We start from the raw sequence: 23,925 nt of genomic DNA, 5'->3' as shown, positions 1-23,925 counted from the left end.
GCGGCCGCCGACCCGCCGCACGCCCTCCTCGAGCTGCTCGCACCAGACCTCGCAGCCGCGGACGTCCGGCTCTCGCCCGTCCGCCCGTAGCGTTCCGGCCCCGGACACGCCGGAGCCGCCGACCCCGCGAGGCCGGCGGCTCTCCCGCGGATCAGCCCTTCACCGCTCCCGCCATCATGCCGGCGCCGAGCCGGCCCTGGACGAAGAGGAACAGGATCACGACGGGGATCGAGATGAGCGTGGCGCCCGCCATGATCCCCGCCCAGTCGGTGGCCGACAACTCGCTGCTGAAAGTCTGCAGCCAGAGGGGCAGCGTGGCGTTCCCGGGCTTGGTCATGACCACGAGGGCGAGCGTGTACTCGTTCCACGCCTGGAGGAACGAGAACACCGAGGCCGTCACGATACCCGGGCCGAGCAGAGGGAGGGTGACGCGCACGAACGCCCCGAACCGGCTGCAGCCGTCGACCATCGCGGCCTCCTCGAGCTCCGCGGGGATGCCGTGGATGAAGCCGCGCAGCAGCCACACCGTGAACGGCACGACCGTGCCGATGTAGAGCAGCGAGAGTCCGCCGACGGTGTTCAGCAGGTTCCAGCCGTCCAGCATGCGGAACTGGGAGATGAACAGGGCCTCGGTCGGGATCATCTGCACGATGAGGACAAGGAGGATGATGAGGCCGCCGCCCTTGAAGCGGAACCGGCTGACGGCGACGGCCGCGAAGAACCCGAAGAGCACCGCGACGACCACGACGACCACGGTCACGCCCGCGCTCATGCCGAGCGCCGACCAGAAGCCGCTGTCGGCGAGGATGCCGGCGAAGCTGTCGAAGGTCAGCGGGAACGGGAAGAACCGCGGCGTGCGCGAGAAGAGGTCGTCGTTGTCGGAGAGCGCCGTGTTCACCATCCAGTAGATCGGGAACACGAGGAGGAACGCGGCCGCGACGGCCACCCCGTTCCAGCCGCGACGCCGGGCGTCGTTGCGGGTGCCGAGGCTGCGCCGGGAGCGCGGGGGCACGACGGCCGGGAGGTCGGTCGTGTGGGGCATGGTGTCGGCGCTCATTCCGCGGCCTCCTTCTGCTGGGCGAACATCTTGGCGATGTACTTCCAGGTGAGCAGCAGGGTGAGGATCAGCACGATGGTGGCGAGCGCGGAGGCATCGCCGTACTCGCCCTGCCCGATGCCGATCCGGTAGATGTAGGTGCCGAGGAGGTTGGTCTCCTCGATCGAGACGCCGGCCTGCTGCAGCACGTAGATCTGCGTGAACACGCGCAGGTCCCACACGATCTGGAGGAGGCCGACGATCATGACCGCGGGGGTGATGAGCGGCAGGGTCACATGACGGAACCGCGTCCACGGACCGGCGCCGTCGAGCTGAGCCGCCTCGAGCACCTCGTTCGGCACCTGCGTGAGCGCCGAGTGGATCATGAACACGATCAGCGGCAGGCTGCCCCAGATGACGGTGATCGCGGCGATCGTGAACACGCCCATCGGCGTGGAGGTCCACGGGAAGCCGGCCATGTCGGGGAAGCCGATGCGGGCGAGGATCCAGTTCACGAGACCGTAGCGGGCGTCGAACAGCCACTGCCAGATCACCATCGTCACGAGCGCCGGGGTGGCCCACACGAGCAGCAGGGTGACCTGGAGTGCGATGCGGGCCCAGCTGCTCACCTTCGTCAGCAGCAGCGCGAGCAGCATGCCGACGACCATCGACAAGGACGCGCACACCGCGCAGAACAGCACGGAGCGGAAGAACACGACCCACATGGCGGGATCGGTGAGGATCCGGCCGTAGTTGGCCAGTCCGACCCACTCCGGCTCCGCGCCGAACTGCTGGGCAAGACCGAACTTCTGCAGCGACATGAGGAACTGCTGCAGCAGCGGCCAACCGAGGGCGATCACCACCGCGGTCAGCAGCGGCGCGATCAGGAGGTACGGCAGCAGCGCTCCCCGCCCGCGGCGCGAGCGCGTGCGGGGAGCGGCCACCGACGGAGGCGCCGCGCGGGCGGCCTCGACGTCGATCACGGGAGTGGCCATCATTAGTCGGCGTTGAGGGTGTCTTCGATCTTCGCGCCGATGCGCGCGACCACCTCGTCGATGTCCTCGCCCTTGGCGATCGCGGAGTAGAGGTCGACCGGGATGTTGTTGCCCTCGACGATCGCCCAGTTCGGCGCGGCGGGGGTGAGGCGGCTGGTGTCGGCGATCTGCTGCTGCAGCTCGGCGGGCACGATCCCGTCGGGGATGGCCGACGCGAATGTCGTGTTCCCCGGCACCCAGCCGGAGTCCTCGGCGAGCTGGGTCATGAAGTCCTCGCTGAGGATGAGCTTCATGGCCTTCTTCGCGAGCTCCTGCTGCGACGACTTCGCGGCGATGCCGACGTTCGAGCCGCCGAGGAACTGGTGGCTCTCGCCTCCTGCCTCCGCCGGCGGCAGGGCCATGACGCCTGTGACGTCGGCGAGCTCGGGGGCGATGCTGTCCTGCGCGAAGACCCGGTAGGAGAACATGGCGACCTCGCCGTTGTTGTACGGCACCCAGGGGTTGCCGGCGGTCTCCTTGGCGTCGAGCGCGCCGAGGGACGAGTCCTGCCAGAGGGTCTGCATCTGCGTGAGCGCGGCCTTGGCCTCCGGGGTGTCGAGTCCGCTCACCCACGCGCCGTCCTTCTCCTCGGCGTAGTTCGCGTCATGCGAGAACAACCAGCCTTCGAGGCCGTGCACGTCGACGACGGGGAAGTACATGCCCTTGAAGCCGTCGACGCCGTCGGGGTTGGCCTTCTGCACGGCCGCGGCGGCCGCCACGAGGTCATCGAGCGTCTCCGGTGCCTCGACGCCCGCCTTCTCCAGCAGGTCCGTGCGGTAGAACACCACGCTCGTTCCGGCGTAGAGGGGGTAGGCGTAGGCCTTGCCGTCGAGAGTCGCCTGGTCGACGAAACTCGGGATGAGGTCGTCGCCGCCGACCTCGTCGTACAGGTCGGAGATGTCGGCGAGCGCGCCCACATTGGCGAACGTCGCGGTCTTGGTGTTGCCGATCTCGACGATGTCCGGGGTCTCGGAGGCGCTGGCCAACGAGGTCTGCAGCCGCGAGACGATGTCGTCCCAGGGCTGCATCTCGACGGTGAGAGTGGACCCGGGGTTCTGCGCCGCGAACTCCTCTTCGAGCCACGCGACGGCGTCGTCGGACACCGAGTCCTGCATGAGCCAGACGCGGAGGTCTCCGCTCTCGGCGTCGCCGTCTCCGGCGTTGCCGCTGCCGGAGCTGCAGCCGGTGACGGCCAGCACCGCGGCCAGTGAAGCGGTTGCCGCGATCAGGGTGCGTCGTGCCATTCTCGTTCCTCCATGGTCTTCTTCGACGGTCACCGACAGGTGTCCGATGAACGGGTGGATCAACCGGATCTCACGCTAACGTGCAATCGGTTGCATTACAAGGGCTTCTTCGGGGAAGAGGGTGTAACAGTTGTGTTTCTCTTGTGTTTCCGGGTGTCCGGCGGGCCGCTGACGCGCATCCTGCCCCGAGAACAGCACCCGACCGTGCGGCGCACTGCACCGCGTTGCAGGCTCAGGCGACGGGGGCCGTCACCGCGGTCGCGACCTGCGCGAGCACCTGGACGGGTGCCAGCAGCTGCGCATCCGGGATCGGCCTCTCCCCGGTCTCCAGCATCCGGGCGAACGCGTCGACCCCCGGCTGCACGTAGTCCGCGCCCAGCACGATGTCGCGGCTGAGGACCCCGTGTCCCCCGACCGCGGTCGCCCGGAACGGCACCTGGCCGTCCCCGTCGGGGCGGATGAACTCCAGCGTCACCAGCACCCCGTCCACGCGGTACCGGGCGACTACTCCCCCGGGGAGCAGCCGGACGTCCACGTCCTCCGGCTCACCGGGCACCAGTCGCTGTGCGACGTCGGCGATGTGGATGCCGTAGAAGAAGATGCCGCTGTACGGGCTCGCGGCATCCGCCGGTCCTGTGACGGTGAGCGTCTGGAGTTCGCCGATCCCGTCGAGGCCGTCGGCGAGCGCGTCCGTGTCCGCCACCCAGCGCAGCGCCGAGGACGACGTGAGCTGGGTGCGCCCGCGGGCGGCCGCGGCGATGATCTCCTCCGCGTCCGCGACGCTCGCCGCGAGCGGCTTGTCGACCCACACCGGGGTACCCGCCTCCAGGAACGGCACGGCGAGCGCACGGTGCCACGCGCCGTCCCGGGAGGTGACGATGAGGGCGTCGATCGCGCCGTGCAGTTCGGCCGGGTCCGCGACGATGCGGGTGATCCCGCCGAGCGCCGCGAGCTCCCTGGTGCGCTCCTCCTCGCCGGCGACGAGCGCGACCACCCGCACCGGCACGGCGGCCGGCTGCTCGACGTTGAGGTAGCGGATGATCTCCTCGGCGTGGCTGTTCTCGATGCCGACGATGGCGACGTCTCTCGTTCTCATGTGTCTCATCCTCTTTCACTCGGCGAGGTCGACGGGACGACCGGTGCGGGCGGACTCGTAGACCGCGAGCACGACCTGCAGTGCACGGCGGCCGTCGTCGGTGGTGATGGCCGGTCGTCGCCCGGTCCGGATCGCATCGATCACGTCGAGGTACTGCCGGCGGTGTGCCATGTCGACGTCGCTCCACCCCTCGGGGACGTCATGCTCGACGAGGGTGTCCGCGGCCGGCGCAGGCGCGGTGGCGGAGGCGAAGAACGACAGCCCGTCGTTCTCCATCACGGCGGTGCCGGCTGATCCGTGCACCGCGAGGCGGACCGGGAGTCCGGGGAACGCGGCGGTGCTCGCGAGCAGCAGCCCGATCGCGCCGCTCTCGAACGCGATCACCGCGCCGGCGACGTCCTCCACCTCGATGCCGTCGTGCGCGAGCCGTCCCGTCCTGGCGCTCACCGAGACAGGCGTGCCGAGCATCCACAGCAGCAGATCGAGCGCGTGGATGCCCTGGTTCATCAGCGCCCCGCCGCCGTCGATGGCCGCGGTTCCGCGCCAGTCGCCCGACTCGTAGTACTCCTGGGGGCGGAAGAACGCCGACTCCACGACCCCGGAGGTCACGCGGCCCAGCGCGCCCTCGTCGATCGATCGACGCAGGAACGAGGCGACCGGCTGGAAGCGGCGCTGGCTGATGACCGAGACCGTGCGGCCCGAGGCGCGCTCGGCCGCCTGAACCCGATCGGCGGCCGCGAGGGTAACGTCGATCGGCTTCTCGACGATCACGTCGACGCCCGCGTCGAGGGCCTCGACGACCGCGTCCGCGTGGAACGCACTGGGCAGGCAGACGGCCGCCACGTCGATCCGCTCGGTCGCATACGCCGCGGCGGCGGAGGCGTGGAAGGGCACCCCGTACTGCGCGGCGAGCGCACGCCCTCTGCTCTCGTTCACGTCGACGACGGCGGCGAGCTCTCCGGCGCCGTCGAGCGCGGCGACGAGGCGGGCATGGACCGCGCCGATCACCCCCGCGCCGACGATGGCGATGCGCAGCGGTTCGGTCATGAGGACTCCTGTCGTCGGGACGCGACGTCGGGAACGACGCCGTCGGTGGTGCGCGACCAGGGGAGCGCGACGCCGCCCTGGTCGGCGGACTTCTGGGCGAGGAGGGCGAGGCGGGTCGCCGCGAGCGAGTCGCGCGTGCCCACCTCGGGGGTGCGGCCGGCGGCGAACGCGTCCAGCGCCTCCTGGGCGGGGCGGAGACCGGCCGGCAGCTCCAGCTCGCGCGTCGGGCGATCGTCGGTCGTGACCTCCACACGGCCGCGGGCCCAGAAGATCTCGGCCGTGCCGCGGGTGCCGACCAGCCGCAGACGGTAGTCGCCGTGCACGTCGGAGGCCCGCGGCGTCAGCCAGCTCACCTCCGCCGTGACCACCGTCCCCGGGGTCGTGAGGGTCGCCGCGCCATACCGGGGGAAGAGGTCTTCTCCGTCGAGCGGGGCGGACACGACCCCGCGGACGACGCCCTCGTCGGCGGGCGCGAACAGCAGGGCCGCGTCGAGGTCGTGGACGGACAGATCGCCGAGGATGCCGCCGTACGCCGCGGGATCGAAGAACCAGGCCGGGCGCTGGTCGCGGTTGAGCTTGTGCGGACCGGAGGAGGTGATGCCCACGATGTCGCCGAGCTCGCCGGATCGGACGACCGCGAGCGCGGCCCGCGTCTCGGGGTACCCCCGCTTCTCCAGCATGAGGTTCACCGTGCGGCCGGTCTGGGCGGCCGCCGCCGCGATCGCGTCGAGTTCGGCGACGGACGTGCACAGCGGCTTGTCGGCCAGCACGTGAGCGCCCGCGCGGAGCGCGGCGACGACCTCCGCGCCGCGGCTGCCGTAGATACCGGCGATCACCGCGACGTCGACGCCGCGGGCGAGGAGGTCGTCCGCGTGGTCGACGGCGGGGACGCCGAACCGGGCGGCGTGCCGCTCGGCGACCTCCCGATCCGCGTCCTGCACGCCGACGAGCTCGAATCCGGCGCGGTCGGTGCGGGCCAGCTCGTCGAGCACGTAGTCGACGTGCGGATGGGCGGCACCGATGATCGCGATCCGAGGCATGGGCGACAGTGAATCATGCGACCGGTTGCACTGTCAACCGCCGCTCAGCCCTGCGGCGGGTGCGCGGCCTCCGTCGTCGCGCGCACCACGAGGTGGGTGGCGATGGTCACGCGCGCATCGGATCGCTGGCCGCTCGCGAGCACCCCGAGCAGCAGCTCCGCCGCCGCCTCCCCGGCCGCGGCGGACGCGGCGGAGATGGTGGTGAGGGCCGGATGCGTCCCCGAGGCCAGCGTGTCGTCACAGCCGATCACGCTGATGTCCCGCGGCACGTCCACTCCCCGCAGGGCCAGCCCCGCCATGACCCCCTGCGCGACCACGTCGTCGAAGGCGATAACGGCCGTGGCACCGGAGGCGAGGATGCCGCCGACCGCGTCGCGCCCGCCGGCCGAGCTGGGGCGACCCAGCTCCTGCACGATCACCTCGAGCCCGACCCGCGTGGCCGCGCGATCGAGGGCCGCGCGGCGCTGCTGATCCGACCACGACTCCCGCGGCCCCGACAGGTACACCACGCGCGCATGACCCAGTCGGTGCAGGTGCGCCACCGCCTCGTCGAGCCCGCCGCTCGGGTCGATGAGCACCCGGGCCAGGCCCTCGATGTCACGATTGACCAGCACGACGGGGCGCGCGGCGTCGAGCTCCCGGATGCGCTCCTCGTCCAGGCGGGGTGCGGCGAGCACGAAGCCCTCGACCTGCGCGCTGAGGCGGGAGGTCAGGTTCGCCTCGCGGTCGGCGATCTCGTCGGAGTCGCCGAGGAAGACCGCGTACCCCTCGGCGTCGGCGAGCGTCTGCACGCGGCGCACGAGCGGAGGGAAGAACGGGTTGGCGATGTCGGGAACGACGACGGCCACGTTGCCGAAGCGACCGGTCGACAGCGCGCGCGCCGCGTGGTTGACGACGTAACCCAGCTCGTCCGCCGCGGCCTTGACCCGGCGGACCGTCTCGGGGTTGAGCAGTTCGGGGCGACTGAACGCACGCGACACCGTCGACCGGGAGACCCCGGCGACCCGCGCGATGTCGCCGATCGTCACGGAACCCGACGGCGTCTTCCTGTTGGCTGTCACGTCACACACACTAAGCCCGCCTGCGGCTGCGGCGCGCGTGTCGGCGTCCGCGTCCGCCCGGCGCCCAGGGGTGGGTGCCGTCTCGCCGGTCCGCGTCGAGGGCTTGACTTTGCAAGCGGTTGCATTACGCTGGCGGATCATGAGCACGACGACGTTCGCCCTGCACGCCCATCCCGACCGCATCGCGATGGGCGCTGCCGCCGCCCGATCCGCGGCGCAGACCCTGCGCGAGGCCGTCGCCGCCCGCGGCTCGGCGCGGATGATCGCCGCCGCGGCCCCCAGCCAGCTCGACGTGTACCGCGCGCTCGCCACCGAGCCCGAGGTGCCGTGGGACCGCATCACGATCCTGCACATGGACGAGTACCTGGGGCTCGACGCCGCCGCGCCGCAGCGATTCGGCACCTGGCTGCGCACCCACCTCGTCGACGTCGTGCACCCCGCCGCGTTCCACCCGATGCACACCGAACGCGGCGCCGCGGCGGCCGCGGCCGAGTACGCCGAGCTGCTCGCAGAAGCACCGATCGACCTGGTCTGCCTGGGCATCGGCGTGAACGGCCACATCGCCTTCAACGACCCGCCCGACGCCGACCTCGGCGACCCGTGCCCCGTGCGCACCGTGCAGCTCGACCTCGCCAGCCGCGTGCAGCAGGTCGACGACGAGTGCTTCGACACTCTCGACGCCGTGCCCACGCACGCGCTCACCCTCACCATCCCCGCCCTGCTCGCCGGCGCGCACCTCGTGTGCGCCGTCCCCGACGCGCGCAAGGCCGAAGCCGTGCGCGCCCTCGTCGAGGAGCCGATCAGCGCCCGCTGGCCGTGCACCGTGCTGCGCCGCCACTCCTGCTGCGAGGTGCACGTCGACCGCGACGCCGCCTCCCTGCTGCACCCCGCCCGGGTCGAGACCGCGCAGGCGGCGCGATGACCGCGCTCACCCTCCACGGACGGAACGCCCTCGGCACCGGCGGACTCGACGTCGTCGTGGAGCACGGCCGCATCGGCGCCCTCACCCCCGTCGCCGACCCGGGTGACGGGGCCCCGTGGATCGGTCCCGGGCTCATCGACCTGCAGGTCAACGGGCACCGCGACGGCGACGCGAACGCGATCGTCCCGGACCCGGCGCACATCGTCGCGATGGCCGCGTCGCTCGCGGAGCACGGGGTGACCCGCTTCCTCCCCACCGTCATCACAGCCTCCGCCGACGACATGGTCGCCCGCATCCGCGCCGTCGCCGCGGCCGTGCGCACCTCCGCCGCCACCTCCCGCGCGGTCGCGGGTATCCACGTCGAGGGTCCCAGCCTCTCGGAGCAGGACGGACCCCGCGGCGTGCACCCGCTCGCACACATCCGCCCTCCGTCCCTCGCCGAGCTGCAGTCCTGGCTCGACGCGGCCCCCGGACTCCTGCGCGTCGTGACGCTCTCCCCGCACCACCCCGGCTCCGTCGAGGCGACCCGCTTCCTCGTCGCCCACGGGGTGCGGGTCGGCGTCGGACACACGCACGCGTCCGACGCCGAGATCGCCGCGGTCGTCGATGCGGGCGCCACCCTCTCCACGCACCTCGGCAACGGCGCGCACGCCGTGCTCCCCCGTCATCCGAACTACCTGTGGACCCAGCTCGCCGAGCCCCGCCTCGCCGCGGGGGTGATCGCCGACGGCCACCATCTGCCGGACGCGACCCTCGCGACCATGATCGCCGCCAAGCGCGACCACGGCCTCTTCCTCGTCAGCGACGCCGTCGCCACCCCGGCGGCCCTCCGCGACGGTGGCGTCTCCACAGTCGGCGGCGGCGTGCACCTCGCCGACGACGGCGCCCTGCGCCACCTCTCCACCGGATTCCTCGCCGGCTCCGTGCAGACGCTCGACGTCGGCGTGGCCACCGTCGCCCGGCTCACCGGCTCACTCGCCACCGCGATGCGCCTCGCCACCGCGGCCCCCGCCGCCGTGCTCGACGACGGGCCGCACTGGCGACCGGGCGCCCGGGCCGACGTGCTGCTCTTCGACTGGCGGCCCGGGGACACCCGCATCACCCCGCTCGAGGTGCACATCGCCGGCGAGCTCATCCAGACCACGACCGGCGCACCGGCCTCGGGAGGCATCGCATGACCATCGACAAGGCCGAGGTGATCGTCACCAGCCCGGACCGCAACTTCGTCACGCTGAAGATCACGACCGCGGACGGCGTCACCGGACTCGGCGACGCGACGCTGAACGGCCGGGAGCTCGCCGTCGTCGCCTACCTCCGCGAGCACGTCGTCCCCCTGCTGCTCGGCGCCGACGAATCCCGCATCGAGGACACCTGGCAGTTCCTCTACCGCGGCGCGTACTGGCGCCGCGGCCCGGTGACCATGGCCGCCATCGCCGCCGTCGACATGGCCCTGTGGGACATCAAGGGCAAGGTCGCCGGACTCCCCGTGTACCAACTGCTCGGAGGCGCCTCCCGGGGCGGCCTCCTCGCCTACGGACACGCCTCCGGCAAGGAGCTCCCGGAGCTGTTCGACTCGATCAGGGCGCATCAGGAGCAGGGGTACCGGGCCATCCGCGTGCAGACCGGGGTGCCGACCCTCCGCGCCATCTACGGGATCGCCGCCCAAGGGGCCGACGTCGGCGACGCGACCGTGCGGTACGACCACGAGCCGGCCCGCCGCGGCGCGCGCCCGGTGGAGGAGGACTGGGACACCGGTGCCTACCTGCGGCACCTCCCCGGAGTGTTCGACGCGGTGCGCCAAGAGTTCGGACCGGACCTGCCGCTCCTGCACGACGGCCACCACCGGATGACCCCTATCCAGGCCGCCCGCCTCGGGAAGGACCTCGAGCCGTACGACCTCTTCTGGCTGGAGGACTGCACGCCGGCCGAGAACCAGGAGGCCCTGCGGCTCGTCCGCCAGCACACCACCACGCCCCTCGCGATCGGCGAGATCTTCAACACCGTCTGGGATTTCAAGGACGTCATCCGCGACCAGCTCATCGACTACGTGCGCGGAGCGGTCACCCACATGGGCGGCATCACCGCCCTGAAGAAGACCCTCGACTACGCCGCGATGTACCAGATCAAGTCCGGCATGCACGGGCCGACCGACATCTCGCCGGTCGGCATGGCGGCCGCCATGCACCTCGGACTCGCCATCCACAACTTCGGCATCCAGGAGTACATGCGGCACGGGACGCGCACCGACCAGGTCTTCCAGCAGTCGTTCACCTGGACGGACGGCTACCTGCACCCCGGTGACGCCCCCGGTCTCGGCGTCGCGCTCGACGTCGATGAAGCGGGGAAGTACCCGTACGCCCAGGCCTACCTGCCGTACAACCGTCTGCTCGACGGGACGGTCCACGACTGGTGACATCTCCGCGGCCGATCGTCGTGATGGGGGTGTCCGGCGTGGGTAAGACCACGGTCGGGCGCGAGCTCGCCCAGCGGCGTGCCGTCCCGTTCATCGACGCCGACGACCTGCATGGGCCGGCCAACGTCGCCAAGATGCGCTCGGGCACCCCGCTGGACGACGCCGACCGCTGGCCGTGGCTCGACCGGGTGGGCGACCACCTCGCGGCCGCGGGCGAGGTGGTCGTCGCGTGCTCCGCCCTGCGGCGGGCCTACCGCGACCGCCTCCGCGCCCGTGCACCCGGGACGTGGTTCGTCAGCCTCGTCGGGAGCCCCGCGCGCATCGCCGCGCAGATCGACGGCCGGACCGGGCACTATATGCCGCCCGATCTCCTGCGCTCGCAGCTCGACACCCTCGAACCGCTGGGCGCCGACGAGGCGGGAGTCGTCATCGTCGTGGACGACGCATCCGCCGTCCTCTGCGACCGGATCGTGCGCGCCCTCCCGTGACCGCGCGGGCCCCCGGCGACCCGCCGTCGCGCAGTAGGCTGAACCCATCATGGACGAGTTCATCCGGGGCTTCTGGAACTTCGCGGGTGACTACTGGTGGCTCGTCTTCCCGATCATGGGCATGGCCGGCGGGGTCGCCAAGGCCTGGGAGCGCGGCTCCAAGCGTCGACACGAGCGCCGGCTGGAGGCCCTGCGCATGAAGGCGCAGGTCAAGACCGCCGAGATCGAGGCGCGCGCGGCCGCCCGGCAGGCGAAGCACGGGGGTCCCACCGTCGTCGACACCACGGCCTCCGTGGCGCCCGACGACCTGCTCGCCCGCCTCTTCGCCGAGCACGATGAGATCACCGCGCGGTGGCTGGACTACGAGCTCGACGTCGCCAAGCTCATCGCCTTCCCCGCGATGAGCGACGGCCGCCAGCCGCTGACGGCCGCCTTCCTGCGCGCGAAGAAGACCGCGGACGCGCTGCGTCCGGCCGCCGCCGACGCGAAGCTCGCGGAGCACCAGATCGCGGAGTACCTGCAGGCCGTCGGCGACTACGCGGTCGCGTTCGAGATCGCGGAGAAGGACGCCCGGCGGCTGCGCGACTCGACGTTCACCGAGGCCGAGCGCAAGCGCCTCGACCGCGCGCAGCAGCTCCTCAAGGTCGCCGTGGACGAGTCGGCGACACAGTCCGAGCGGAACATCGCCTACAAGCGGGTGCGCGAGGAGCTCGACGGCCTCATCCTGCTCTCCGACGAGGCCGTGACCGTGCTCGAGAAGCAGGTCGCGAAGGAGCTTCCGGCCACCCCTGCCGCATCGGCCGATCATGACGGCCCTGTCCCGCAGCCGCTGCCCGTGACCGACCCGCGGCGGACGGCGGAGGGCTCATGACCCCCGAGAACGTGACCGGCCCGGTCGCCGTCCACGCCGAGGCCCCGGTCTGGTGGCCCGGGTGGGGCGGCCTGCGCTGGGTCGACGGCGACGCGGGCGACCTGCTCACCCTCCGCGGCGACGAGATCGTCCGCCAGCACATCGACGACGAGTACCTCGCGTTCTTCCGTCCGCGGACGTCCGGGGGGTTCGCGGCGGTGGGCGCGCGCACCCTGTACCTCGCCGACGGTCCCGACGCGGAGGCTCGTCCCGTCGCGACCCTGCTCGACGACGGCCCCGTGCGCATGAACGACGGCTGCTGCGACCCGCGAGGGCGACTCCTGGCCGGATCGATGTCCACGGACTCCACCGCGGGTGCCGGGACCGTGCTGCGCATCGACGCCGCCCTCGACGTGACCACGGTGCTCCCCCGGGTGACCTCGTCCAACGGTGTCAGCTACTCCCCGGACGGCCGCCGCGTCTACTACGTAGACACCGACACCGGCCGGATCGACGTGTTCGACGTGACCGAGGGCGACCTCCGCGGGCGCCGGGTGTTCGCGCACATCCCCGAAGACGACGGCGTGCCCGACGGCCTCACGGTCGCCGCAGACGGCAGTGTCTGGGTCGCGCTGTGGGGCGGGAGCCGCGTGCGGGGGTTCGAGGCATCCGGGGCCGTGCGCGAGGACATCGTGCTGCCGGTGCCCCAGGTCAGTGCCTGCACGTTCGGCGGCGACGACCTCGGCACGCTCTTCATCACGACCTCCGCGCAGGGCCTGCCGTCCGATCACGGCACCGCCGCGGGGTCGGTCTTCGCGGTGCGCCCCGGGGTGCACGGCCTCCCGGTCCTCCCCTTCGCCGGCTGACCCACCCGCGGGTTCAGGCGCTCGCGCGGCATCAGGCACATTTCTCCCCCACTCGCCTGAGCCCGCGCGAATGCCTGAGTTCGCGTGGATGCCTGAGCCGCCGGGGGCTCGCGGCACCAGGCTGTCGCGCGAAAGCAGGCATCCTTCCCCTCCAGCCGCCTGAGGCTGCGCGCATGCCTGAGCCCGCGCGGGCGTCCGGGAGAGGCCTCTACCCGGGACACGGTTGCACTCAGCGAAAGGAACCGTGCCCCGGGCACAGGCCTCACCCGAGACGGACCCGCTCCGTGCGCTGGTGCTGGCGGCCGAGCCGCTCGATCTCGATGGTCATCTCGTCGCCGTCCTGAAGGTACGGGAAGCGTCCAGACAGCGCGACACCCTGCGGAGTGCCGGTGTTGATGACGTCGCCGGGTTCGAGCACGAGGTAGTGGCTGAGCTCGTGCACCAGCTGCAGCACGGGGAAGATCATGTCGGCGGTGGAGGAGTCCTGCCGCGGCTCGCCGTTCACGAAGGACCGGAGGCGCAGCGCCTGGGGGTCGACCTCGTCGGCGGGCACCAGCGCGGGGCCGAGGGGGTTGAACGTCTCGGAGCACTTCCCCTTCGACCACTGTCCGCCGGAGACCTCGAGCTGATACGCCCGCTCGGACACGTCGTTCGAGATGGTGTAGCCGGCGATCACGCCGCGCGCGGCCTCGGCGGAGGGCAGGTACCGCGCCGTGCGGCCGATGACGACCGCGAGCTCGACCTCCCAGTCGACCTTCTCGGCGCCCGGCGGCAGGAGCACGACGTCGTCCGGCCCCACGACCGTGTTCGGGTGCTTGAAGAACACCACCGGGTGTGCGGGCGGCTCGGAGCCCGACTCCGCCGCGTGCGCCGCGTAGTTCTGGCCGATGCAGATCACCGCGGTCGGCCGCGCCACAGGAGCACCGACGCGGAGTCCCGCGGTCTCCGCCTCCGGAAGCGAGCCGTCGGCGAGTGCCGCCCGCACGCGGGCGATGCCGTCCGCGGCGAGGAAGGCGCCGTCGATGTCGCGGGTCAGGGAGCCGAGATCGCGCACCACGCCCTCGTCATCGCGGACGTAGGGACGCTCGTGGCCGATCGCGCCGAGTCGCAGCAGTTCCATGGGAGTCCTCTCAGCGCGCGGCGGCGAAGGCCGGGTTGACGATGGGCACGGCCTCGCCGGCGAGCGAGCGGATCACGTTCTCGGCGGCGTGCACGGGAAGATCCGCCAGGGCCTCCGGGGAGTACCAGGCGGCGTGCGGCGTGAGCAGCACGGTGTCGAGCGCGCGCAGCGGGGAGGTGCCGGGGAGCGGCTCCTCCGCGAAGACGTCGAGAGCGGCACCGGCGAGCCGGCCGTCGCGGAGCGCCGCGGCCAGTGCGTCCTCGTCGATGAGCGGCCCCCGGCAGGTGTTCACGATCACAGCGTCCCGCTTCATCGTCGCCAGGGCCGCGGCGTCGATCAGGTGGCGGGTCTCGTCCGTCAGCGGCACGTGCAGGGTGAGGATGTCGGCGCGGGCGATCGCCGACGGGATGTCGACGGGCTCGCAGCCCGCGTCGCGCACCGCGTCGTCGGAGGCATAAGGGTCGGCCACCAGCACGCGGAAGCCGAGCGCCCGACACCCGCGGGCGACGATCGATCCGATGCGCCCGAACCCGAGCACGGACACGGCGGTGGAGGACGGCCGCACGGCGAGCGGCCGGGCGTCGACGGCCTTCCAGACGCCCTGCCGCACGGCCCGGTCGTAGGCGGAGAGGCCGCGTGCCTGGGTCATGATCATCGCGACCGTGTGCGCGGCGACCTCTTCGATGCAGTAGCTCGGGGTGTTCGCGACGGCGATGCCGCGGGCCGTGGCGGCCTCGACGTCGATCATGTCGTAGCCGATGCCGACACGGCTGATGAAGCGGAGGTTCGGCAGGCGGTCCATGAGGGGCCCGTCGATGCGCGCCCACTGCACGACCAGCGCCTCGGCGTCGGCTCCGGCGGCGGCGATGTCGTCCGGGCTCCCGGAGGCGGCCCGTTCCGCACGGAGGCCGGCGGCGCGGAGGGTGTCTTCGATGACGGTCCCGGGGAGGTCGCAGTCGGTGACGAGGATGAGCGGCGCGGTCATGGATGCGATGCTATAGCATCTAGCAAGTCCGCGTACAGCGCTGTCGCGAGACCGCTTCTTGCTATAGCGTTTAGGCATGACTGTTCGCCGCGCACTCGTCACGGGCGCCAGTTCCGGCATCGGAACCGCCGCCGCCCTCGAACTCGCCCGCGAGGGCGTCGCCCTCTGGATCACCTACGCCGGACGCGAGGCCGAAGCCATCCGCGTGGCGGAGGAGTGCCGCGCGGCGGGCTCCCCGGACGTCCACGTGTCGCGCCTCGACCTCCGCGATCCCGACTCCATCGCGGCGCTCATCGCCGAGATCACGGCGGCGTGGGACGACCTGCACATCCTCGTCAACAACGGCGGCGTCTGCCCCTACACCCCGTACCCCGAGATCGACATCGAGGAGTGGGACTTCGTCCTGGAGACGAACGCCCGCGGCACCTTCCTGCTCACCCGCGCGGCGCTCCCCCTCCTCCGGGCCGCCGACGGCGACCGCTCGGTCATCAACATCGCCTCGATCGCCGGGCAGGTCGGCGCGCTGCAGACGGGCATCCACTACGCGGCCAGCAAGGGGGCGATCCTCGCGATCACCCGCAGCTTCGCCCGGCACCTCGCCGCCGAGGGCATCCGCGTCAACGCCGTCACGCCCGGCCCGGTCGCCAGCGCGATCACGGATCAGCTCCAGGGCGAAGGCCGCGCGAAGCTCGAGTCGGGCATCCCCCTCGGCGCGTTCGGTCAGCCGGAGGACGTCGCCTGGATCATCGCGTCGCTCGCCTCGGAGCGGGCCCGCTTCATCACCGGAGCCACCTACGACGTCAACGGAGGAGTTCGCATTGACTGACCGCACCGCCCAGGACCGTTCTGCCCTCGACACCGTGCAGGCGCAGCTCGACGCCTTCAACGCCCACGACCTCGACGCCTTCGTCGCGACGTATGCCGACGACGCCGTGGTCACCGGGGTCGCGGCGGATCCCCTCGTCGGGTCGGCCGCGATTCGCGCCTTCTACGAGCCGCGGCTGCAGAATCCGGAGCTCTCCTGCGTGATCGACACGAGCGTCCTGTTCGGCTCCCGCTGGGTCGTCGCGCAGGAGCGGGTCATCAACGCCGGCGTCGCCACGGAGACCATCGCGACGTTCGATGTGATCGACGGCGTGATCTCGCGGGCGTCGATGCTCAAGGCCTGACCCGCTTCGAATCGCCCGATTGGCTGTATTTCCGGCCGAACCGGGACCAGTCAAGCGATTCGAAAGGGGTCAGCGGTGCTCCGGGAGGACCGGGGACGACCAACCGGGGTCACGGCCGAGCTGCGCCGCGCGGGAGACCGAGGCGGCGCCGTAGCGGTCTCGAAGCGTGTCGAGCACGGTGTCGAGGCGGGACTCGTCGCCCCAGTCGATCGGCAGCTCGGGCGGGACGCTGTCCGCGGCATCGAGCTGGGTGAGCGAGAGGCCGAGCAGCGTGATGCCGCGACCGCTGATCTCGGGCTGCGCCGCGGCGAGAAGCGTACGGGCGACGGCGAGCAGCAGCGCGGTGCGGTCGGTCGGCGCCCGCAGCGACCGGGAACGGGTGGCCTTCGTGAAGTCGCCGAAGCGCAGCCGCAGCACCACTGTGCGGCACACGCGGTCGCCGTCGCGGAGGCGCCGCGCGAGCCGGTCGACGATCTGGGTGAGGATGACGTCGAGCTCCTCGGCCGACCTGGGGCGGGTGCCGAGCGCCCGCTGCGACCCGATCGATCCCCGGCGCCTGGTCGTGTCCACGGGGCGGGGGTCCCGCAGGCGGGCGAGAGCATGGACGTGCGCTCCGGTCGCCTTTCCGAGCATCCGCTCCGCGGTCGCGGCCTCGAGTTCCGCGAGCTCGCCGACCGTGCGGATGCCGTAGCGGTGCAGCTTCTCCGCCGTCACCGCGCCGACGCCCCACAGCCGCTCGACGGGGAGCGGCAGCAGGAACTCCTCCTCCCGGTCGGGCTCGACGACGAGGAGTCCGTCGGGCTTGCTCACCGCACTCGCGACCTTGGCGAGGAACTTCGTGCGGGCGACGCCGACCGAGATCGCCAGGCCCGCCTCGGCGCGCACGCGCTCCCGCAACCGGATGGCGATGGCCTCGGGAGTGCCGGCGATGCGTCGCAGCCCGCCGACCTCGAGGAACGCCTCGTCGATGGAGAGCCCCTCCACGAGCGGGGTGGTGTCGCGGAAGATGCGGAAGACGTCCTTGCTGGCCGCGGAGTAGGCCTCCATCCGCGGCGGGACGACGACGGCGTCGGGGCACAGCTCCCGCGCCTGCCGGCCGCCCATCGCGGTGCGGACGCCCCGCGCCTTCGCCTCGTAGCTCGCGGCCAGCACGACCCCGCCGCCGACGATCACCGGACGCCCGCGGAGCTCCGGCGCATCACGCTGCTCGACCGAGGCGTAGAACGCATCGAGATCGGCGTGCAGAACCGTCGCTTCCCCGCGCATCCCGTTCTCCCGTCGACGAGCGGATCGTCGCACGGACCGGGGACATCGGCGTGGTGGGGCTCAGGAAGCGGGCGGCGCCGCGAACCGCTCCTGCAGTCCGGGGTCGAGCGCGATGTCCCCGAACGACGCGGTCCATGCTCCGTCGACCGCGATCGACTGCCCGGAGAGGTAGGGGGCCTCGTCAGAGAGCAGGAACGCCGTCACCGCGGCGACCTCCTCCGCGCGGGCGATGCGCCCCATCGGCGGTCCCTCAGAAAGCAGGCGCTCCTCCGCCTCGGGGTCGGCCGCCCGCGCGATCTGCGCCTCCAGATGCGGAGTGCGCACGCCGCCCGGTGCGACGGTGTTGGCCCGTATGCCCACTCCGCCATATGTCACGGCGACGCTGCGGCTCAGGGCGTCGATGCCGCCCTTCGTGAACTCGTAGGCCGCGTGGTCGACGAAGCTCGAGCGACCGTGGATCGACCCGATGTTGACGATCGCCCCGGCGACGCCCTGGTCGAGGAACGCGGACACGGCCGTCGAGCAGCCCCAGAGGTAGCCGAAGCCGTTGATGTCGACGATCTCGCGCACGACGGACTCGTCGAGCTCGTGCAGCGGCGTGCGCTTCGTGATGCCGGCGTTGTTGACCCAGCCGGCCAGCGGAGCCCTCGTGCGCGCCGCGGCCGCCGCGCGCTGATGAGCCGTGCGGTCGGAGGCGTCGCCGAGCACGACCTCGGCGACGATGCCCTCCTCCACGGTCCCGGAGCCGGGCGAGCGTTCGAGCCCGACCACGATCCAGCCGTCGGCGGTGAGCCGCGCGGCCACCGCGCGGCCGATGCCCTTGCCGCTGCCGGTGACCACGACGCTGCGCGGGGAAGGTGTCATCTCAGTCCCTCTCGAATCGGAAGACGGCGGGATCGAGGCCGAAGCCGAGCCCCGGAGCAGCGGGCGGCGTGACGGTGCCGGCGAACTGCGGCCCGCCCGTGACGAACGAGGGTGCGGGGTCGTAGGGATTCACCCCGCGGGCGAAGGTCTCCACCTGGATGCCGAGGTGGGCCGTGACCTCGGGGTACACGTGCCCGGACACCGGGACGCCGCGCTCTGCTGCCCAGGCGATGAGCTCGCGCGCGGGGGTGATGCCGCCGATCGCCACGACGTCGAGGCGCAGCGCGTCGACCTCGCCGACCTCGACGAGAGCCCGGAGCACGGCGGGGTCGGTCACTTCGTCGCCCACCGCCACCGGCAGTCCGGTCTCCCGGCGGATCCGTGCCACCCCGGCCGCATCCTCGGGGAGCAGCGGATCCTCCAGCCAGGCCAGGCTCGGGTCGCCCCACTGCGCGACCTCCGTCACGGCGGCCTCCGCGTCGGGCCAGCCGAAGCCCACGTCCACGACGAGCCCGGTCGACGATGGCAGCTCCGCGCCGAGGGTCGCGAGCAGTTCGCGCATATATGCCGGATCGGGAATGCGGGAGATCTTCACCTGCGCCCAGCCGTCCGCCTGCGCGAGCACCTCGTCCGCGACCTCCCGCGGCGTGCGCTGCGGAGACGGATACGCGGCGACGAGCATCCCCTCCCGCGGGGCGTCACCGGTGCCGAGCAGGGTCCACAACGGTACGCCGGCACGACGGGACGCGATGTCCCACAGGGCGATGTCGACGAGGCCGATCGCCCGCCGCACGAGTCCCACCCGTCCGACGATCGCGCTGCCGCGGAGCATCCGGTCCCACGCGGCCGCCGGGTCGTCGGCGTCGAGCCCCACCGCGTGCGGAGCCACCAGGCGTTCCACGATCTCCGCCATCGGGGCCTCACGCGACAGGCAGTAGGCGACTCCGGTGGTGCCGTCGTCCGCTGTCACCCGCACCGCGGAGTACTCCCGCCGCGTGACCGTCATCGCGCCGAGCTGCAGCGGTGCCGGAAGGGGGAGGACCGCCGTGGCCGTGTCGATCCGGGCGACGGCGGTCATTCGGGCTTCTTCGCGAGGGGCACGCCGTAGTCCACCATGAAGCCGCCGTCGACGTACAGGGTCTGCCCGTTCATGTAGCGCGACTGGTCCGACACGAGGAAGCTCACGGCCGCGGCGATCTCACTCGCGTCGGCCAGGCGCTTCGCGGGGATGCGGGACAGGATCGTGTCGAGGCTCAGCGTGCCCTGCTCGACGCCCTGCCGGAAGACGCCCGTGTCGACATATCCGGGCGCGACCGCGTTGACGCGCACCCCTCGCGACGCCCACTCTGCTCCGGCCGTGGAGGTGAGTCCGATGACGGCGGCCTTGGTCGTGGCATACGGCGCCCGCCCCGCGGAGCCGCGCGAGGAGATGGAGGAGATGTTGACGATGCGGCCCTCGCCCCGGTCGAGCATGCGCTTCCCTGCGGCCTGGAGCGCGGAGAACACCCCGTGCAGGTTCACGTCCACGACCGCGGACCACTCGTCCCACGTGAGGTCCTCGATGCCGCGGTGCCGCTGGATGCCCGCGTTGTTCACGAGCACCTCGATGGAACCGAGCTCCGCCTCGATCTCGCCGAAGACCCGGTCGACGGCGGCGTGGTCGGTGACGTCGAGCTCCCGCCACAGGATGCCGGCGGGGTTCTCGCCTGCGGTGAGCCCGGGGACGCGGTCGGTCGCGACGACGAGGTAGCCGTCCGCGGAGAGCCGCTGTCCGATCTCCCAGCCGATGCCGGCCGAGCCTCCGGTGACGATGGCGACGGGGCGCGCGGTCATGTCTCTCCTCTACCTCGGGATTTGCTATAGCAACTCTATCCCGTTCGAATCGCGCAACTGGTTCGATTTCGGCCGGAAATGGAGCAAAGTGGGCGATTCGAACGGGGGCTACCCCAGCAGCCCGGCCACGACCGACACGGCGTGGGACTCCAGGAGCTCCAGGGCACCGGGAGCCAAGGGCGTCTGCCAGGACTGATAGGCGCCGCGGTCATAGGCTTCGCGCGTCGGGAGGTACACGAACCCCGGCCCGTTCGTGAGGTTCATCACCACGATCGGCGTCCCGGGGAACCGCTCCCGCAGGGTCGTCTGCAGCCGCGAGTAGGCCTCGCCCGGATGCCCCACGATCACGGCGTCTCCGAGGCGCCAGGCCCACACCGGATGCGACACGGTCGGCCCCTCGATGTAGCCGTCACGGAGGTTCCTGGCCCGTCCGAGGCGCTCCTCCCGCGACCGGGGGTCGATGTCCTTCCATTCCTCGGCGAGCTCGTCCAGGGTGGGCAGGTCGCGCAGCGGCAGCTCGACCGCCGAGACGACTCCCGCCGCCCCGTCGCCGCCGTCCGCCGGGGTCCCGGTCCAGATCGCGAGCGGAGCACCCGACTCCACCACCCCGTCCAGCGTCAGCTCCTCGCCGGGCACCGGCAAGCCGTCCAGCGCCGCGAGCACCGCGTGCCCGAGTGAGCGTCCGTGCCGGTCGGCCACCGCGACGTCGCCCGTGTACTGCTCCCGTGGGGCCAGCTCGCCCGAGGCCCCCTGCACGAACAGGCACGGAGCACCGGTCGCGGCCTCCACGATCTCGCGCATCGCGCCGACGTAGTCCGGCGACACCTCCCGGTTCTGCCAGGCCAGGGTCGTCGGATGGCACGCGTAGTTCACCAGCGTCGCCCGCACCTCCCCGTCGATGCTGATCCGGCCGATCGTCACGGTGTCGTCGGCGGTGCCCTGGGGGTTGTAGCCGACGAGCGCGCGGCCGTCGAGGTCGAGCTCCCGCTCCGCCGCGAGGGTGCAGGTGCCCGTGGTCCACTCGATCAGTCCCGGTCGGGCGGTCTCCAGCGCCTCGCGACCGGCCGCGATGCCCGCGGCAGCGAGGGCCTCCAGGTACCCGGGGATGAGCTCGCCACCCGGCAGATGCGCGTCCGCGGCGCAGAGCACGGCCCCGGCGTGGGTGTGCGAGAGCGAGAGCATGAGCTGGTCGGCGTCGAGGCCCAGGCCGTCGAGGATTGCCCCGCGCACGCCCTGCTCATCGGCGACTCGACGCCACCACGTGCCGTCCACGGCGAGCAGCACCCGCGGCCGCTCGTCCGCGGCCACCGCGGCGAGCGCGGTCAGCTCGAACGGCCGATGCGCCCCCTCGGAGCGCTCCCAGTCGGCCGGGCCCCAGTTCTTGGCGCGGATGCCGACGGGCGGGGTGATGTCGCGCCGGGCGACGCCGATGCGCGCCCGCGTGCGGGGGATGCGGATGCGGTCTCCGAGGTGCGTCGCCGCTGCGGTGTCGTTCACGCGTGGTCCTCCCTGATGTCCATGATGCCGTCCGTCACGCGCTCGCCAGCACGTCCGCGATGACGACGCGCGGTCCGGCCTCCGGCAGTGCGGTCTCGACGCCGCGTTCGACCGTGTCGCTGTAGAGCAGCGTCGACGGCTCGGCGAATCCGTCCGCCAGCCGCAGTCCTCCGCCGACGAACTGGCTGCCGGTGACGCGGGCGTGGTTGACGCCCGTGCCGATGTCGAGGTGCGCCGCGCCCTTCGGCACCGTCGAGGTCACCCCGCTCACCCGCCAGGTGACGACGCCGGCACCGGCCCCCCTGCTCAGCAGCGCGCCGTCCGTGCGCTCCGTGGCGAGCTCGACCCCGTCCAGAGCGATGAGCTGATCGCGTACCGCGGTCGCGGTCAGGCGCACGTCGCGCACGGAACCGCCGCGGATGGTGACGCGGGAGGCGCCGAGCTCGAAGGGCGCACCCGCCGCCGGGCCGCTGAGGCGGCAGTCCACGAACTCGACCGGACCCGACCCGCGAGCCTTCACCCCGTCGATCCCGGTGATCGTGCAGTCCACGAAGCGCACGGGAGCCGTGACCGGGGTCTGCACGAGCACCTGGTCCTTCGGCAGCGCGAAGGTGGAGTCCGAGATCACGGTCGGTCGCGACGAGCGCTGCGACCGCTGTCCGATCGCCAGAAGTCCCGCGGTGCAGCCGCGCACCTGGGCACCGTCGGCGTTGATGGTCATGGTCGCCTGCGGGTCGAAGGTCGAGCGGCCGATGACCCGCACGTTCTCCAGCGTCAGATCGCTGATCTTGGTGCCGGCGACGAACCAGGAGCAGACGTGGTCGCGCACCGTGATGCGCTTGGCGGCGGTGCCCCACTGCTCGCCGGAGTTGGCGATGTCCATGAGCCCGGAGTTGCCGATGAAGGTGAGGTCGTGCTCGTACTGGCCGTGCGTGGTGAAGGGGTTGCCGCCCTGATCGTCGCCGTCGCCGTGGCAGTTCTCGACGATGCAGTACGCGCTGGCGGTGAGGTCGTTCAGGTGCCGGGCGTTCGACGAGGTGCAGTCGCTGACCCGTCCATAGAGGCTGTAGATCTGCTGCGTGAGGTAGCCCGCGCCGCCGTAGAACACGGTCGGCGGGTTCTCCACCGAGCAGCGCTCCGTCGTGAAGTGCGTGTTCCAGCGCCGCATGATCACGGGCCACCAGGTGCGGCTCGCGTGCACGTCGGCGACGTCGCAGTGGATCGCGTACTCGAAGGCGATCGGGTGGGAGCCGGTGAGCTCACGGGAGTCGGGGAAGGAGCCGTCGGTGGGACCGTCGAAGGGTCCGGCGCCGAGGAACCGCATGTTCGCGATGCGCACGCCCGCGACCGGTTCCATCTGCCGCCAGACGAGCTTTCGCCCCTTGTCCAGCGGCCAGCCGTTGAGGTAGTCGATGCGGATGTGGGTGGCGTCGATCTGCTGCGTCACCTGCACGAACCGCTGCAGCTCGCGCTCGTCCGCCCCTCCTCCGGCGACGGGATCGCACTGCACCGCCCACCAGGAATCGACGGGGAACCGGGAGGCATCCGGCACGGCGACCGCGTCGGTGAGCTCGGGCCAGGCCTCGGCCAGCGCATGCTCGACCGTCACGTCCTTCGACACCCCGGTGAAGAACATCACGGCGCCGAACGGGTTGTCGTGCGTGTTCTTCTCGATGCCGTCGGTCGTGATGAGGTGTCCGCCGAAGTCGATCTCGACGTACGACCGGGTGAAGCGGTGCCGTCGCCGGAACAGGAGATCCGTGCTCGCCTCGATCCGGCGGATGCGGGGATCGTTCACCATCGCGGCGAGCGCGTCGTCGGCCGGCTTCTCCGGTCCCGTGATGCCGAAGACCCGGAAGTCGACCGTCCCGTCATGCTGCAGGATCCAGCGGGTGTCGTGCTTCCCCGCGATCACGGTGCCGCCGTTGGGCGCGGTCTTCGCGTTCTCGCTGCCCACGTACACGAGCAGCCCGGCGTCGCCGGGCTTCCGGTACCCGGCGACGACCGCCACCTCGCCGTCGCGGGCCCGGAGGCGGCCCAGATCGGCGACGGACTCCGCTCGCGTGACGTCCTTGGCGCCGGCGACGACCGGGG

23 protein-coding genes are annotated in these 23,925 nt (G+C 72.0%); 8 read left to right on the top strand and 15 right to left on the bottom strand.

What is annotated here, in order from left to right:
- Nucleotides 1–151: 151 nt before the first annotated feature.
- The 7 genes from DW296_RS03895 to DW296_RS03865 all read right to left on the bottom strand — a co-directional run bounded on the left by DW296_RS03895 (nucleotide 152) and on the right by DW296_RS03865 (nucleotide 7,558).
- The gene (locus tag DW296_RS03895; RefSeq protein ID WP_240742979.1) at nucleotides 152–1,057 is read right to left on the bottom strand and encodes a carbohydrate ABC transporter permease; all 906 of its coding nucleotides are present in this window, start codon (nucleotides 1,055–1,057) and stop codon (nucleotides 152–154) included.
- Nucleotides 1,054–2,034 (bottom strand): carbohydrate ABC transporter permease, encoded by a 981-nt coding sequence (locus DW296_RS03890; RefSeq protein ID WP_240742978.1) that lies wholly within the window; start codon nucleotides 2,032–2,034, stop codon nucleotides 1,054–1,056. The genes DW296_RS03895 and DW296_RS03890 overlap by 4 nt, the downstream gene beginning before the upstream one ends.
- Nucleotides 2,034–3,314, bottom strand: a complete 1,281-nt coding sequence (locus DW296_RS03885) for an extracellular solute-binding protein (protein ID WP_136051163.1) — start codon at nucleotides 3,312–3,314, stop codon at nucleotides 2,034–2,036. Before DW296_RS03885 ends, DW296_RS03890 begins: the two co-directional genes overlap by 1 nt.
- A 232-nt stretch (nucleotides 3,315–3,546) precedes the next feature.
- Entirely contained in the window at nucleotides 3,547–4,410 is an 864-nt protein-coding gene (locus DW296_RS03880; RefSeq protein WP_168428970.1) for a Gfo/Idh/MocA family oxidoreductase, read from the bottom strand.
- 15 nt (nucleotides 4,411–4,425) lie between these two features.
- On the bottom strand, nucleotides 4,426–5,457 hold the full coding sequence (locus DW296_RS03875; RefSeq protein WP_025104116.1) for a Gfo/Idh/MocA family protein: 1,032 nt from the start codon (nucleotides 5,455–5,457) through the stop codon (nucleotides 4,426–4,428).
- The gene (locus tag DW296_RS03870; protein WP_136051161.1) at nucleotides 5,454–6,497 is read right to left on the bottom strand and encodes a Gfo/Idh/MocA family protein; all 1,044 of its coding nucleotides are present in this window, start codon (nucleotides 6,495–6,497) and stop codon (nucleotides 5,454–5,456) included. Before DW296_RS03870 ends, DW296_RS03875 begins: the two co-directional genes overlap by 4 nt.
- Nucleotides 6,498–6,541: 44 nt before the next feature.
- The gene (locus tag DW296_RS03865) at nucleotides 6,542–7,558 is read right to left on the bottom strand and encodes a LacI family DNA-binding transcriptional regulator (RefSeq protein WP_025104118.1); all 1,017 of its coding nucleotides are present in this window, start codon (nucleotides 7,556–7,558) and stop codon (nucleotides 6,542–6,544) included.
- A 139-nt stretch (nucleotides 7,559–7,697) separates the two neighbouring features.
- Between DW296_RS03865 and DW296_RS03860 the strand changes: the two genes are divergently transcribed.
- The 6 genes from DW296_RS03860 to DW296_RS03835 are packed head-to-tail and all read left to right on the top strand — an operon-like array spanning nucleotide 7,698 to nucleotide 13,097.
- Nucleotides 7,698–8,480, top strand: coding sequence for a 6-phosphogluconolactonase (locus tag DW296_RS03860; RefSeq protein WP_025104119.1), 783 nt, complete (start codon nucleotides 7,698–7,700; stop codon nucleotides 8,478–8,480).
- Nucleotides 8,477–9,658, top strand: coding sequence for an N-acetylglucosamine-6-phosphate deacetylase (locus tag DW296_RS03855; protein WP_136051159.1), 1,182 nt, complete (start codon nucleotides 8,477–8,479; stop codon nucleotides 9,656–9,658). The genes DW296_RS03860 and DW296_RS03855 overlap by 4 nt, the downstream gene beginning before the upstream one ends.
- Entirely contained in the window at nucleotides 9,655–10,893 is a 1,239-nt protein-coding gene (gene manD / locus DW296_RS03850; RefSeq protein WP_136051158.1) for a D-mannonate dehydratase ManD, read from the top strand. The genes DW296_RS03855 and manD overlap by 4 nt, the downstream gene beginning before the upstream one ends.
- Nucleotides 10,890–11,381 carry a gluconokinase gene (locus tag DW296_RS03845; protein ID WP_025104122.1) on the top strand — a complete coding sequence of 164 codons (492 nt, stop codon included), beginning with the start codon at nucleotides 10,890–10,892 and terminating at the stop codon, nucleotides 11,379–11,381. The genes manD and DW296_RS03845 overlap by 4 nt, the downstream gene beginning before the upstream one ends.
- A 49-nt stretch (nucleotides 11,382–11,430) precedes the next feature.
- Nucleotides 11,431–12,252, top strand: a complete 822-nt coding sequence (locus tag DW296_RS03840) for a hypothetical protein (RefSeq protein WP_136051157.1) — start codon at nucleotides 11,431–11,433, stop codon at nucleotides 12,250–12,252.
- On the top strand, nucleotides 12,249–13,097 hold the full coding sequence (locus DW296_RS03835; RefSeq protein ID WP_136051156.1) for an SMP-30/gluconolactonase/LRE family protein: 849 nt from the start codon (nucleotides 12,249–12,251) through the stop codon (nucleotides 13,095–13,097). Before DW296_RS03840 ends, DW296_RS03835 begins: the two co-directional genes overlap by 4 nt.
- A gap of 262 nt (nucleotides 13,098–13,359) precedes the next feature.
- Here DW296_RS03835 and DW296_RS03830 read toward each other — a convergent pair whose 3' ends face one another.
- Together DW296_RS03830 and DW296_RS03825 are read right to left on the bottom strand one after the other, a co-directional pair.
- A complete protein-coding gene (locus tag DW296_RS03830; RefSeq protein ID WP_136051155.1) occupies nucleotides 13,360–14,217 on the bottom strand; it encodes a fumarylacetoacetate hydrolase family protein in 858 nt (285 codons plus the stop codon).
- A gap of 10 nt (nucleotides 14,218–14,227) precedes the next feature.
- Complete coding sequence (locus DW296_RS03825) at nucleotides 14,228–15,202, bottom strand: C-terminal binding protein (protein ID WP_136051154.1); 975 nt, start codon at nucleotides 15,200–15,202, stop codon at nucleotides 14,228–14,230.
- 76 nt (nucleotides 15,203–15,278) lie between these two features.
- Between DW296_RS03825 and DW296_RS03820 the strand changes: the two genes are divergently transcribed.
- Both DW296_RS03820 and DW296_RS03815 read left to right on the top strand, forming a co-directional pair.
- Nucleotides 15,279–16,028 (top strand): SDR family NAD(P)-dependent oxidoreductase, encoded by a 750-nt coding sequence (locus tag DW296_RS03820; protein ID WP_136051153.1) that lies wholly within the window; start codon nucleotides 15,279–15,281, stop codon nucleotides 16,026–16,028.
- Nucleotides 16,021–16,371, top strand: coding sequence for a nuclear transport factor 2 family protein (locus DW296_RS03815; RefSeq protein ID WP_136051152.1), 351 nt, complete (start codon nucleotides 16,021–16,023; stop codon nucleotides 16,369–16,371). The genes DW296_RS03820 and DW296_RS03815 overlap by 8 nt, the downstream gene beginning before the upstream one ends.
- 69 nt (nucleotides 16,372–16,440) lie before the next feature.
- Here the strand turns inward: DW296_RS03815 and dinB are convergent, their stop codons facing one another.
- The 6 genes from dinB to DW296_RS03785 all read right to left on the bottom strand — a co-directional run.
- Complete coding sequence (gene dinB, locus DW296_RS03810; protein ID WP_136051151.1) at nucleotides 16,441–17,637, bottom strand: DNA polymerase IV; 1,197 nt, start codon at nucleotides 17,635–17,637, stop codon at nucleotides 16,441–16,443.
- Between the two features lie 60 nt (nucleotides 17,638–17,697).
- On the bottom strand, nucleotides 17,698–18,501 hold the full coding sequence (locus tag DW296_RS03805) for an SDR family NAD(P)-dependent oxidoreductase (protein ID WP_136051150.1): 804 nt from the start codon (nucleotides 18,499–18,501) through the stop codon (nucleotides 17,698–17,700).
- A 1-nt stretch (nucleotide 18,502) separates the two neighbouring features.
- Nucleotides 18,503–19,579 (bottom strand): enolase C-terminal domain-like protein, encoded by a 1,077-nt coding sequence (locus DW296_RS03800; protein WP_136051149.1) that lies wholly within the window; start codon nucleotides 19,577–19,579, stop codon nucleotides 18,503–18,505.
- Nucleotides 19,576–20,334, bottom strand: coding sequence for an SDR family NAD(P)-dependent oxidoreductase (locus DW296_RS03795; RefSeq protein ID WP_136051148.1), 759 nt, complete (start codon nucleotides 20,332–20,334; stop codon nucleotides 19,576–19,578). Before DW296_RS03795 ends, DW296_RS03800 begins: the two co-directional genes overlap by 4 nt.
- 108 nt (nucleotides 20,335–20,442) lie before the next feature.
- Complete coding sequence (locus tag DW296_RS03790) at nucleotides 20,443–21,831, bottom strand: hypothetical protein (RefSeq protein WP_136051147.1); 1,389 nt, start codon at nucleotides 21,829–21,831, stop codon at nucleotides 20,443–20,445.
- Between the two features lie 34 nt (nucleotides 21,832–21,865).
- A partial coding sequence (locus DW296_RS03785) for a peptidase C14 (RefSeq protein WP_136051146.1) occupies nucleotides 21,866–23,925 on the bottom strand: 2,060 nt, incomplete at its 5' end.

This window comes from Microbacterium sp. K36 (genome assembly GCF_004794355.1).
Taxonomy (GTDB): Bacteria; Actinomycetota; Actinomycetes; order Actinomycetales; family Microbacteriaceae; genus Microbacterium; species Microbacterium paraoxydans_D.
The sequence above is the reverse complement of the archived record's forward strand: the minus strand, read 5'-3'. Positions and strand labels throughout refer to the sequence as shown.